Annotated in this window: 8 protein-coding genes; 3 read left to right on the top strand and 5 right to left on the bottom strand. The window is 69.2% G+C overall.

What is annotated here, in order from left to right; translation table 11 throughout:
- Positions 1-363: 363 nt before the first annotated feature.
- From M2157_RS02870 to M2157_RS02860, 3 genes are all read right to left on the bottom strand, one after another.
- On the bottom strand, positions 364-1,164 hold the full coding sequence (locus M2157_RS02870; RefSeq protein WP_280860174.1) for a carbohydrate ABC transporter permease: 801 nt from the start codon (positions 1,162-1,164) through the stop codon (positions 364-366).
- Between the two features lie 98 nt (positions 1,165-1,262).
- The gene (locus M2157_RS02865; protein ID WP_280860173.1) at positions 1,263-2,168 is read right to left on the bottom strand and encodes a sugar ABC transporter permease; all 906 of its coding nucleotides are present in this window, start codon (positions 2,166-2,168) and stop codon (positions 1,263-1,265) included.
- A complete protein-coding gene (locus tag M2157_RS02860) occupies positions 2,168-3,499 on the bottom strand; it encodes an extracellular solute-binding protein (RefSeq protein ID WP_280864299.1) in 1,332 nt (443 codons plus the stop codon). The genes M2157_RS02865 and M2157_RS02860 overlap by 1 nt, the downstream gene beginning before the upstream one ends.
- Before the next feature lie 412 nt (positions 3,500-3,911).
- Between M2157_RS02860 and M2157_RS02855 the strand changes: the two genes are divergently transcribed.
- The 3 genes from M2157_RS02855 (at position 3,912) to M2157_RS02845 (ending at position 10,575) form a co-directional block, all read left to right on the top strand.
- Positions 3,912-4,985, top strand: a complete 1,074-nt coding sequence (locus M2157_RS02855; RefSeq protein ID WP_280864298.1) for a LacI family DNA-binding transcriptional regulator — start codon at positions 3,912-3,914, stop codon at positions 4,983-4,985.
- Positions 4,986-5,142: 157 nt separating this feature from the next.
- Positions 5,143-7,809: an alpha-L-rhamnosidase gene (locus tag M2157_RS02850; RefSeq protein WP_280864297.1), complete on the top strand. Its 2,667-nt coding sequence runs from the start codon at positions 5,143-5,145 to the stop codon at positions 7,807-7,809.
- Between the two features lie 498 nt (positions 7,810-8,307).
- The gene (locus M2157_RS02845; protein ID WP_280864295.1) at positions 8,308-10,575 is read left to right on the top strand and encodes a M4 family metallopeptidase; all 2,268 of its coding nucleotides are present in this window, start codon (positions 8,308-8,310) and stop codon (positions 10,573-10,575) included.
- Positions 10,576-10,648: 73 nt separating this feature from the next.
- Here M2157_RS02845 and M2157_RS02840 read toward each other — a convergent pair whose 3' ends face one another.
- Positions 10,649-11,560 carry an NAD-dependent protein deacetylase gene (locus tag M2157_RS02840; protein WP_280860168.1) on the bottom strand — a complete coding sequence of 304 codons (912 nt, stop codon included), beginning with the start codon at positions 11,558-11,560 and terminating at the stop codon, positions 10,649-10,651.
- Between the two features lie 654 nt (positions 11,561-12,214).
- Complete coding sequence (locus M2157_RS02835; RefSeq protein ID WP_280860167.1) at positions 12,215-12,370, bottom strand: hypothetical protein; 156 nt, start codon at positions 12,368-12,370, stop codon at positions 12,215-12,217.
- Positions 12,371-12,463: the final 93 nt, after the last annotated feature.

Genomic DNA, 12,463 nt, shown 5'->3' with positions numbered 1-12,463 from the left:
AGTTCCTTGATGTCGACCCGCGCTTGGTCGGCCTGCGCCGTGTGCGTGGCCGTGGCCGTGGACGTCTGGGCGGCGGCCGGGGGTCTGGCGCTGGACAGGGCTGCGGCGAGGGCCGGTAAGACGGCCGGGGCGCATCTCGCCCGGGTGGCACGCCGTCCTGCTCGCTGGACCCGATGAACCCGGCGAAGACGGCCATCATGATGACGGCGGCCGCCGTGACCCTTGGACGCCTTCGTGGTCCGCATGACGATGGTTCCGGCCGTCCTCGGCCTGCTCGGCGTGCTGCTGGCTCCCCGGCCGGCTGGCCCCACACTCCTGACGCTCTTGATCATTGCGGCTTCCTCACTGGTGGTCGCTGCCCGGTCACTTGAGCGCTCCGGCCGAAAGACCGCTGATGATGTGGCGCTGTGCGATCGCGTAGAAGACGACGATCGGCAGCACCGCGATGAGCGAGGCGGCGAGCAGGATCTGTTGTTGCGGGGACTCCGCCGAGACGAAGTTGGTGAGCCCGCGCTGCACGGGCATCAGCGAACTGTCGTTGAACAGCACCAGTCCCATGAGGTACTCGTTCCAGACCCCCATGGCCTGGATGACGGCCACCGCGACCAGACCGGGCCGGGCCAGCGGGAGGATGATCCGCCAGAAGGTGCCGAGCAGGGAGGCACCGTCGATGGCGGCGGCTTCCTCCAGTTCCTTGGGCTGGCTGGCGAAGAACCCGCGCATGATCAGGATGGAGATCGGCAGCCCGCCGGCGATGAGTACGAGGATGTAGCCGACGCGGGTGTTGGCGAGCCCGAGCGTGATCAGCAGCTTGTACTGGGCGATGAACGAGGCCGGCAGAGGGATGATCATGATGACGAGGATGGCGCCCACCACGGCACCTCGTCCGGGGAACTCGATGCGGGCCAGGGCGTACCCGGCCATGCTCGCGATGACCAGGATCCCGACGACCGAGGCCGCGGTGTAGAGGAGGCTGTTGGGCAGGTACTGGCTGAAGCCGCCCTCGTTCCACGCGGTGGCGAAGTTGCCCCATTCGAAGGGGTGAGGGATGGGGTCAGTTCCCTTGTACAGCTGCTCGGCGCTCTGCAGGGATCCGCTCAGTATCCACAGCACCGGCACCAGTGCTTCCAGCGCTCCGGCGATCAGCAGGGCGTACAGGGCCATGCGTGGTCCGCGCAGACGGGCGCCACGGCGTCGTGTGCTGGGCGTCGGCACCGGCGGCCTCTCGGTTCCCCGTGCCGTGTCGACAAGCGTGTTCACCGTCAACTTCCCTTCTCCGCCCGCGAGCCCGTGCTTCCACCGAGCCTGCGGGAGACCCACAGCTGGACGCAGGCGAGGACGATCAGGCACACCCCGAAGATGACCGACATCGCGGCCGCGCGACCGTACTCGCTGAACTGGAAGGCCTGTTGGTAGATGTCGAGAGTGGGGACCTCGGTATGTCCGGCGGGGCCCCCGTTGGTCAGCACCTGGACGGTGCCGAAGATCTGCAGTCCGCTCAGCAGGGTCAGGACGCTGACGATGCCGGTGACATGGGACATCGAGGGCCAGGTGACATAGCGGAACTGGGCCCAGCCGCGGGCCCCGTCCAGCGACGCGGCCTCGTACAGCTCCTGGGGCACGTCCTGCCGGCCGGCGAGGAAGAGGATGAAGCCGAAGCCCCAGTGGTACCAGACGAACACGACGGCGACCGCGATCAGGGCCGTCTCGGGGTCACCCAGCCAGTTGTGCTGGAGTCCGTCGAGTCCGGTCGCCTTCAGCGCCTGATTGACGACCCCGATCTTCGGGTCGAGGAACCATGCGAACATCACGCCCACCACCACCGTGGAGAACACCCCGGGCAGGTAGTAGACGGTGCGGAAGAACGCCGCCCCGCGGCGGGCGCGGTGCACGGCCAGCGCCATGACCAGCGACACCGCGTTGGCGACGACCAGACCGACGACGCCGAAGACGACGGCGTTCTTCATCGAGCCCCAGAACTCGGTGTCGTGCAGGACGAAGCGGTAGTTGGCGAGCCCGACGTAAGGCGCGTCCAGACTCACCCCGTCCCAGGACTGGAAGCTCAGCAGGATGCCCTGAACGAAAGGGACGACCGTGAACACGGCGATCATGGCCAGCGCCGGCGCCAGGAAGACGCCGGCGGCCAGCATCCGGGTGCGGTGCCTCACTAGGCGCTCCGCTGCGCCGCGTCGAGGTCACCGAGCACCTGGTCGACCGTGCGCTCCTTGAGCACGATGGCCTGAGCGCCCTTCTGCAGGGCGGTGATGACCTGCACTTTCATCTGGTTCTCGACGAGTTGGACGTCGGAGATCTTCGCGGCGATACCCGCCAGTTGCTGCGGAATGTTCTTCTCGGACACAGCGCGCGCGGAGGGGATGAGCGGAACCTTCTCGGCGAAGACCTGCTGCTGGTCCGGCTCGGTCAGCCACTGGACGAACTTGAGGGCCTTGGCCGCGTTCTTGCTCCTGGGGTTGATCGCGGCCCCCTTGGCCGTGCCGCCCACCAGGCGCGGCGTCTGCGTGCCGTCGTCGGCCTTGGGGACCGCGAGGGAGCGGAAGTCCGTGAAGTCAGGGGCGGTCGCGCGGGCCACACCGACGGCGGAGGTGCCGTCGAAGATGGCGGCGACGCCCTGGGTGTTGAAGAAGGCCTTCTCCACGTTCGGGTTGTCGCTGTTGCCCGAGGGAATCGAGCCCGTGGAGATCACACCGGCGTCCCGCAGGTCGACCAGGATCTGCAGGCTCTTGCGCCAGCCGTCGCTCTTCCAGCTGGACTTGCCGAGGAACGTGGCGTTCAGCTCCTCGTCGGTGAAGTAGTTGGAGGCGTAGGACTGGACCAGCTGGTTGGAGTTGCTGGCCGCGAACCAGAAGGGGTCCTTCCCGGACCTCTTGATCTTGACCAGTTGGTCGATGAACTCGCTCATGGTGGTGGCCGCCTTGTCCGGGTCGAGGCCGGCGGCCTTGAACATCGCGGCGTTGATGAAGATCCCCAGGGCCGGGGCCTCCCAGTGGGCGCTGTAGATGCCCGGCTTCACGCCCTGCGAATTGTCCGCAGCGAACGTCGACGCCTTGACCGTGGTGGGCCGGAAGGTGTCCCCCCAGCTGCCCTTCATCCGGTCGCTCAGGTCCATGGCCCAACCGGCCTTGTAGTAGGGCGCCATGGAGAACGAGTCCATCGCCGAGTAGATGTCCGGCATGTCGCGGGACTGGGAGCTCGACTGGAGCTTGGTCAGGAAGTCGGCGGGTCCGACGTTGTCGACCTTGATCTTCACGCCGGTCTGCCGCGTGTACTTCTGCGCCAGCTGTCCGAGCGCTGCCGCCTGTCCGCGGGACTGGTTCATGAACACGATCTCGGAGCTACTTCCCGTACTGCCCCCGCCCGACCCGCAGGCGGCCAGCGTCGTGGCGGCCAGTCCGCCGCCGACGGCGCCGAGGAAACCGCGCCGGGACAGGAATGTGGCGGCGGTCGGCGAAACAGCCTCCGCGGTGTGGTCTCGCCTCATCGCGAGTCCTCCTCCATGGGTCGGTGACGATGATGTCGACGCGCCGGACGATCGAGGCCGGCGGGATCTGCAGGTCCTTGAGCAGGGCGACCTGACCAGAGGGCGGGCTGCTGCTGCAGAGGAAGACCGGGGCGGGTGCCAGGTGCTCACCGTGCTGCCCAAGTTCGAATGGGGTCGCGTCAGTCGCAACTACTCCGAAAATTTGTGACACGACAATTCGAAATTGCTTTCCGTGAATCCTGCTGACCGTGAACGCTAAGCATGTCGATGACCTTCGTCAACCCCTTGTGTCGACCTTGTTTCAGCCGGGTTTGACTGCCTGAAGGGCTCGAAACCTCTACGAAAAATATTTCGGTGCTAGTGTGTTCAGGGCAAGGAACGCTCAGACCGGCACCGTCGCCAAAGGGGACCCATGGCATCCGTTTCCAACCGTGTGACACTGGCGCAGATCGCCGAGTACGCCGGCGTCTCCGTCGCCACCGTCTCCAAGGTCGTCAACGGGCGCCCTGATGTCGCCCAGCAGACCCGTGACGCGGTACTGGAGCTGATGCGCCAGCACAACTACGGCGGGAACCGGGATGACCTGCGCTCACACCCCACCGTCGAGCTGTTCTTCGGCTTCGAGGAGTTGAGCATCTACTGCACCGCCATGGTCCAGGCCGTGGTGGATGCCGGGGTCCGGGAGGGCGTCGGCGTGGTGGTCAGCAGACGGGGCGATCGTGATCCGGCCGCCGACCCGGCCGGGTGGGCGCACAACCTGGCCGCCGCCGGCCGGCGCGCGGTCATCGCCGTCACCGCCAACACCTTGTCCCCTCCGATGGTCGAAGCCCTGAGCCGGGTTCGCCTGCCGCTCGTGCTGCTCGACCCGGAGGTGCCCGACCCTTCGATCGTCAGCGTCGGTTCGACCTACTTCGCCGGTGGCCGTGCCGCCACCACACATCTGCTCTCCCTCGGCCACCGCCGCATCGCCTACCTCGGAGGCAAGGAGGACGCCAGCTCCAACCAGGCCCGACTGCACGGATTCCGCAGCGCCATGGAGGCGGCCGGCGTACCCGTACTGGGCGAACTGGTCCGGCACGCCGGCAGTTTCCACACCGCGGAGGGCGTCGAGCACGGCAAGCGGCTGCTGGCCGCCGACCCCGCGCCCACCGCGGTGTTCGCCGCCTGCGACGAGCTGGCCGCAGGAGTCATCGAGGCCGCCCGGCTGCGGGGCCTGCGTGTCCCGGAGGACCTCAGTGTCGTCGGCTTCGACGACACGCCGCTGGCCCGGGTCACCTCGCCGCCGCTGAGCACCGTCCACCAACCCATCAACGAAATGGGTGGCGTTGCCCTGCGGACCGCTCTTCGTCTGGCTTCCGCCGAGGAGATCGATTCCCACCACGTCGAGCTGGCCACGAGGCTGGTGCTCCGGGACTCGACCGCACCGGTCCCCGCCGATACCGACCCCGACGGCGCCGGGCAGACCGAAACCGCTGTCGCCTTCTGATCCCCTACCTCACGCACGCCTGAACGTCCGGGACGCGGCGCAAGCCGCCCCCGGCTGCCGCACGCCCTCGCGGGCCCAGAGCGCCCCGCGCACGCTCGTCCGGCACCGGCAGTGGAACAACCGACTGACCCACATGGAAGGGGAGGCGAGGGCGTCGATGGCCATGCTCGCTCCGTACGACCTCACGATCGACTTCGGTGGCGACCAGTTCCCGGTCTCCGGGAGCCGCCCGCGACTGTCGTGGAAGCCACCGGGGGGCATACCCGCGCGTGCCGGCCACGAGTTGGAGATTCACGTCGACGGGCGCCCGCCGCAGGCGGCGCACGTCGACGACCCCCTGTTCGTCGACTGGCCGGCCCGCCCGTTGGGCAGTGGCGAGCGCGTGCGGTGGCGCGTCCGAGCACACGGGGACGTGGAGATCTCGCAGTGGAGCGAGTGGCACGCCTTCGAGGCCGGGCTCCTCGACGAGGACTGGACGGCACACTGGATCACGCCGGCGGACGATCCGCAGGACGCGCGCCGCGAGCCCGGGACCCGCCCCACGCACGTCCTGGGCTCCACCTTCACCACCACAGAGGTGGTCCGCGCCCGCCTGTACTCCACGGCCCTGGGCGTGTACGAGGCGTTCGTCAACGGCGAGCGCGCGGGCACCGTCGAGCTCGCGCCCGGCTCGACCTCCTACGACCGCACGCTGTACGCCCAGGCCGCCGACGTCACCGCGTCCGTCCGCCCCGGCGTCAACACCGTCGAGATCGTGCTGTCCGACGGCTGGTACCGCGGCCAGGTCGGCGCCTTCCGTAAACCGGCAGGCTGGGGGGAACTCCTCGCCGCCCGGCTCGAGTTGCATCTGGAGTACACCGACGGGACGCGCAGGGTCGTACGCACCGACGAGCACTGGACCTCCGCCCGGGGCCCCGTCACCCGCGCCGACCTGAGGGACGGCCAGATCACCGACTTCCTCGCCCCCCGAGGCCCTGAGCGGCCCGTCCGCGTCGACGCCGTCCCTGCGCCCCCGGTCGACTGGTCCCCGGCCCCGCCCGTGCGCCGCGTCGAGGACCGCCCAGTCGTCTCGCTCACCCGCCTGCCGGACGGCGCCTGGATCGCCGACTTCGGCCAGAACGCCTCCGGCTGGCTCCTCCTCACCGACCTCGGCCCGGCCGGCACCCGGACCGTGATCGACCACGGCGAGCACCTCGACCCCGCCACCGGGAACCTGACCACCACTCACCTGGACATCCAGCGCCCCGGCGATCCGGTGACCGTCTTCGTGCAGCGCGACGAGGTCGTCTCCTCCGGGGCCCCCGGCGAGACCTTCGAGCCCCGCCACACCGTGCACGGCTTCCGGTACGCCCGGTTGGAGCGCGGCGACGTCCCGCTGGACGCCGCCGGCCTCACCATGCGGGTGGTCCACACCGACCTGCGGCCCGCCGGCACCTTCGCCTGCGCCAACGAGGACCTCAACCGCCTGCACGAGGTCGTGCGCTGGAGCTTCCGCGGCAACGCCGTGGACGTGCCCACCGACTGCCCCACCCGCGAGTGCATCGGCTGGACCGGTGACTACCAGGTCTTCGCGCCCAGCGCCGCACGCCTCTACGACGTGTCCGGCTTCAGCCGCAAGTGGCTCCGCTCGGTCCGCGACGACCAGCTCGACGACGGTCGCATCGCCAACTTCTCCCCCGACGGACGGCGCGCCAAGCTCCGCACCGACCGGCGGCTGGACATGATGACGGGCTCCGCCGGCTGGGGCGACGCCATCGTGCTGGTGCCCTGGGTGCTGTACGAGACCTACGGCGACAGCCGGGTGCTCGCCGAGAACTGGGACGCGATGGTCCGCTGGGTCGAATGGGCACTGACCACCGCCCGCACCGCCCGCCACCCCTCCCGAGTGGCCCGCTCGGCCCAGCCCCTGCCCCACGAGGAGTTCGTCTGGGACGGCTCCTTCCACTGGGGCGAGTGGGCCGAGCCGAAAGCCCGCGCCGAGGACGGCTCACTGATCGAGCCGGTGGAGGACGGCCCGGACGGCTGGATGAGCACCGACAAGGGCGAGGTGGGCACCGCCTTCCTGTACCGCTCCACCTCCCTCCTCGCCGAGGTCGCCATCCTCCTGGGCCGCGACGTGGAGGCGGCCCGTTATACGAAGTCGGCGCAGCAGATCAAGGACGCCTGGCGCACCGAGTTCCTGGACGACACCGGCCGGACCACCACCGACACCCAGGCGAGCTACGTCCGCGCTCTCACCTTCGGGCTTGTGCCCGAGAAGTTGCGTGACGCGGCCGTCGAGCGTCTGGTGGTCCTCATCCGCGCGGCCGGAACGCACCTGGGCACCGGCTTCCTCTCCACCGCCGACCTGCTGCCGCTCCTCGCCGACACCGGCCACGCCGACCTCGCCTACGAGGTGCTGCTCCAGCGCACCGCGCCGTCCTGGCTCGCCATGCTCGACCGCGGCGCCACAACGATGTGGGAGGACTGGGAGGGCATCGACGAGAACGGCGACGCGCACGACTCGCTCAACCACTACAGCAAGGGCGCCGTCGTCAACTTCCTGCACACCCACACCCTCGGACTGCGGCAGGCCGAGGGCTCGGTGGCCTGGGAACGGTTCGTCGTCGCCCCCGTACGCCATACATCGGTCGACTGGGCGCGCGGCACCTTCGACAGCCCACGGGGCACTATCGCGGTCGAGTGGCGCACCGAGGGCGACGAACTGCACATCACCGTCGACGTTCCCCCCGCCTCCACCGCCACCGTGATCTTCCCTGACGGGGAGGAACTGACGGCGGGCCCGGGCCTGTTCACGGCGCGACGGAGCGTGGGAGCGCGGTGAAGGCGCGGGTAGCGCGCACCGCCAGGGGCGCGGGGAACTTGTAGGGAAAGGTCATCGCCACAGGTCACGCGGCGTGCCGTTACTTGTTGAGGGCGCCGCTGAGGTTGCGGGTGCGCAGGAGTCTGTCGCTGCCGAGGTCGCGGACGGCCTGATGCGCGTGTCCGAGGATCAGCCAAGAGGGGGCGTGGGCGCGGGGGCGGCCGCACCGCGATCGTGGGAGGCCGAAAACCGGCGCCGCGTGTACTGATTTGCCTGACCTGCGTGATCAATTCAAGCCGTTGCCTTGAGGCTTGCATGACAAGAACACGTCCGTGGTGGCACTCTGCTCCGGGAATTCACAGCTCCCTTACAGGTTCATCACGCGGCTCAGTCGCGTTTCCTCCACCCCCACCTCCTTCACCCGCATGCCGTGCAGCGCTCCGGACCGGCCCACCCCGCCGATCCGTCTCGTCCACGGCCCCCACCACGGGTCGGCCGTCGTACCGAAGGAGAACCCCCTTGCCCCTGCGACAGAACGCCCTCGTGCGCCCCAGACGCCTCACCGCCCTCGCTCTGGCGGCCGTGGGCTCCCTGCTCGCCCTGGCCGTCCCGGACTCCGCCACCGCCGCACCGGCACACCCGGCACGCACGAAGATCGCCGCCACGCCTCGGGCCGACGCCGCCCAGACCGCGCTGTCTCCCGCCCGCCGCACCGCCCTGATCGGGAGCGCCCAGTCCGAGGCGGCCGGTACCGCACAGCGCATCGGCCTCGGCGCCAAGGAGAAGCTCGTCGTCAAGGACGTCATCAGGGACGCCGACGGCACCATGCACACCCGCTACGAGCGCACCTACGCCGGGTTGCCCGTCCTGGGCGGCGACTTGGTCGTGCACGCCGACAGCGGCCGTACGACGGTCACCAAGGCCAATGCGGCGCAGCTGTCGGTGCCCTCGCTCACCCCGAAGATCACGACCGCAGGCGCCACCGCCAAGGCCCTCACCGCCTCGAAACAGGACCAGGTCACGGGCGCCAAGGTGGCCGACGCCTCCCGCCTGGTCGTCTGGGCCGGAACCGGCAAGCCCGTGCTGGCCTGGGAAACCGTCGTCGAAGGCGTCCAGAGGGACGGCACGCCCAGCGAACTCCAGGTCGTCACCGACGCCGCCACCGGCAAGGAACTCCTGGCTGCCGAGAAGGTGCACACCGGCTCCGGCACCGGCCAGTACGTGGGCACGGTCCCTCTCGGCAGCACCTTGTCCGGGGCGACGTACCAGCTCGCAGACCCCGACCGCGCCGGGCACCGGACGTACGACCTGGGCCAGGGCACCTCGGGCACCGGCACCCTGTTCACGGACGACAACGATGTCTGGGGTGACGGTCTGCCGTCCAACCGCCAGACCGCAGGTGTCGACGTGGCCTTCGGCGCCGCAGCCACCTGGGACTTCTACAAGGAGACCTACGGCCGCAACGGCATCCGCAACGACGGGGTCGCCGCCTACAGCCGCGCCCACTACGGCAGCAACTACGTCAACGCCTTCTGGCAGGACTCCTGCTTCTGCATGACCTACGGCGACGGCTCGGGCAACACCCACCCGCTGACGGCGCTCGACGTGGCCGCCCACGAGATGAGCCACGGCGTCACCGCCGCCACCGCGGGCCTGGTCTACTCGGGCGAGTCCGGCGGCCTGAACGAGGCGACCTCCGACATCTTCGCGGCGGCCGTCGAGTTCCACGCGAACCTCGCAAGCGACCCCGGTGACTACCTCGTCGGGGAGAAGATCGACATCAACGGCGACGGCACCCCCCTGCGCTACATGGACAAGCCCTCCAAGGACGGCTCCTCCCGCGACAGTTGGAGCTCCACCCTGGGCAGCGTCGACGTCCACTACTCCTCCGGGCCGGCGAACCACTTCTTCTACCTGCTCTCCGAGGGCAGCGGCGCCAAGACCGTCAACGGTGTCTCGTACGACAGCCCGACCTACGACGGTCAGGCCGTCAGCGGCATCGGCATCGAGAACGCGGCCGCGATCTGGTACCGGGCGCTGACGACGTACATGACCTCGACAACGAACTATGCGGGCGCCCGCACCGCCACCCTGTCGGCCGCCGGCGACCTGTTCGGCACCTACAGCCCCACCTACCTCGCCGTCGCCGACGCCTGGGCCGCGATCAACGTCGGCAACCGCATCGCCCTCGGCGTGAACGTCGCGCCGGTGACAGACCAGATCAGCGGCGTCAACCAGGTCGTCAGCCTGCAGCTGGACGCCTACACCACCAACACAGGAGCCTCGCTGACCTACGAGGCCTCCGGCCTGCCGGACGGTCTGGCCATCAGCCCGAGCGGCCTGATCAGCGGCACCCCGACCACGCTCGGCACCGGCGACGTCACGATCAAGGTGACCGACAGCACGGGAGCGACCGCCTCGATCACCTTCAGCTGGCAGATCGCGTACGTCTACGCCAGCGCCTCCCGCGTGGACATCCCCGACAACGGGGCCGCCGTGGAGTCCCCTGTGACCATCACCGGCCGCGACGGCAACGCCTCCGCGACCACCAAGGTCTACGTCAACATCGTCCACACCTATCGCGGTGACCTGACCGTCGATCTCGTCGGCCCCGACGGCACCGTCTACTCCCTGCTCAACCGCAGCGGAGGCTCCGCCGACGACGTCGACCAGACCTTCACGGTCGACGCCTCCACGCAGCCGCTCAACGGCACGTGGAAGCTGCGCGTACAGGACCGGGCGTCCATCGACGTCGGATACATCGCCCGCTGGCAGCTGACACCCTGATCCGGCACCACTGGCACGCCGCCGCCCGGGCCTCTCGGCACCCGGGCGGCGGAGTCGAACAGTTCCGCGTTCGTCAGGGCTCCGGCCAGAGGGCCACTCGTCCGACCACGGGAAGGTCCAGAACATCAGCGACGGAGTGCAGGGCGGCTCCCAGCGGGAGACTGACGCGTGTATGGGCGAGCTGGTCACCGCGGGTGGGATCCCGGTTGATGATGAGGACACGTTTGCCCGCCTGAGCGGCTTGGCGGACGAACCTGAGTCCGGACATCACCGTGAGCGAGGAGCCCAGAACCAGCAGCGTGCTCGCCTCACCGACCAACTGGCGGCAGTACTCGATACGTTGCACGGGCACGGTCTCGCCGAAAAACACCACATCGGGCTTGAGGATGCCGCCGCAGTCCGCGCAGGGCAGGACACGAAAGCCGGCGACCTGTTCGTCGGACAGGTCGGCGTCACCGTCGGGGTTGATTCCCGCGGCCACCGGCGCGAAGGCCGCATTGGCCTCTTCCAGCCGTACGGAGAGGTCCTGGCGTGAGGTGATGGCATCGCAGGCCAGGCACCGAACCCTTGCCAGGCTCCCATGCAGTTCCACGACCCCTTCGCTGCCGGCAGCCTGATGCAGGCCGTCGACGTTCTGGGTGATCACCCCCGAGAGCAGACCCTGCTGGGCGAACGTGGCGACGGCCTGATGCCCGGCATTGGGACGGGCCCGGCCGAAGGTACGCCACCCGAGATGGCTGCGCGCCCAGTATCTTCGCCGTGCCTGCGCGGTGCCGGTGAAGTCCTGGTACGTCATCGGCGTGTGCCGACTCAGACTGCCGCCTTCGCCCCGGTAGGCGGGGATGCCCGACTCCGTGGACATGCCCGCCCCGCTGAGCACCAGCACCCTGCCGGCGCTCAGCGCATCGACCACCGGCTGCAGGTCGGAGGTGCCCGGCGGCAGGCCCGGGGGAGGGGACCAGTGAAGTGTGGGACGCGTCCGCATGCGTGCCAGGGTACGAAACCAGGACCGCTTCATCCCACAGCAGAGAGTCCGGAGGGCATTGCTGCGGGCTCCTGGCAGAAGATCAGTCCCGTCGTACGGCGACCGACCATCGGCGGCATCGGGATTCGCGGGGGCGTACGTGACCTCGGCCCGCTCGGCATCTCCGGCCGAGCTCTTGCACTCACGCCATACGCCATGACTGTCGGCGTAGGAGTAGTGGTACTGCTTGCCGCCTACGTGCCAGTGGGTCCCCTGTACTTCTCCCTCGACGGTGATCCCCGGGTCCGAAGCACCCACGGCTCCCGGAAGGAAGGAGAGGGGCCACCGCTCAGAAGACCACCGGGACCACCCCGGTGGCGCCCGTTACCAGTACCCCTTCACCAGCAGCAGGGCGAGCACCGGCACATGCCCACCCCCGACGCCCCACCAGAGCAGACGGACTCGGTTCGGTGCCGCCCGATCCAGCTCGTCGGTGTCCCGCCACCTCGCGCCTGCCTCTCCCTCCCGTGAACTGCCGTCCGACACGGGCGGCGGCGGTCAGCCATGGCCGCGAGCAGTTGAGCAGGAACGTTGCGACTGGCTGCTCGACGGCACCCGGATGAGCCGGGCAGAAGTGCCTGCCGTGCCCCGAGAGCAGGCGAGCCGCCAGACCAGTCACCCGCCCTTTTTGTTGAACCATCCGAGCGACTGGACGACGGACGCGCCGATAAGGAGGATGCCGAGAGGAACGATCGTGAACCAGGTGGCATCGGCTTTCATGGCCGCGAGCAGGGCGATGGCGCCGAGGGCCAGCGCCAGGAGCGCGAGCATGCCCAGAAGGACACGAATCTTGGAAACCAACGGAGGACTCTCCCATGTTCAGCCGGGCTGTATTGACCAGACAGCGTTCGCTCCCCGTTGGAC

The organism is Streptomyces sp. SAI-127 (assembly GCF_029894425.1).
In the GTDB taxonomy this organism is placed as follows: Bacteria; Actinomycetota; Actinomycetes; order Streptomycetales; family Streptomycetaceae; genus Streptomyces.
The sequence above is the reverse complement of the archived record's forward strand: the minus strand, read 5'-3'. Positions and strand labels throughout refer to the sequence as shown.

Bases quoted from the DNA above. Each gene is read 5' to 3' on its own strand.
- M2157_RS02850 (WP_280864297.1), top strand. From the start codon at position 5,143: ATGGCCATGCTCGCTCCGTACGACCTCACGATCGACTTCGGTGGCGAC.
- M2157_RS02870 (WP_280860174.1), bottom strand. From the start codon at position 1,164: ATGGCCCTGTACGCCCTGCTGATCGCCGGAGCGCTGGAAGCACTGGTG.
- M2157_RS02855 (WP_280864298.1), top strand. From the start codon at position 3,912: ATGGCATCCGTTTCCAACCGTGTGACACTGGCGCAGATCGCCGAGTAC.
- M2157_RS02860 (WP_280864299.1), bottom strand. From the start codon at position 3,499: ATGAGGCGAGACCACACCGCGGAGGCTGTTTCGCCGACCGCCGCCACA.
- M2157_RS02835 (WP_280860167.1), bottom strand. From the start codon at position 12,370: ATGCTCGCGCTCCTGGCGCTGGCCCTCGGCGCCATCGCCCTGCTCGCG.
- M2157_RS02840 (WP_280860168.1), bottom strand. From the start codon at position 11,560: ATGCGGACGCGTCCCACACTTCACTGGTCCCCTCCCCCGGGCCTGCCG.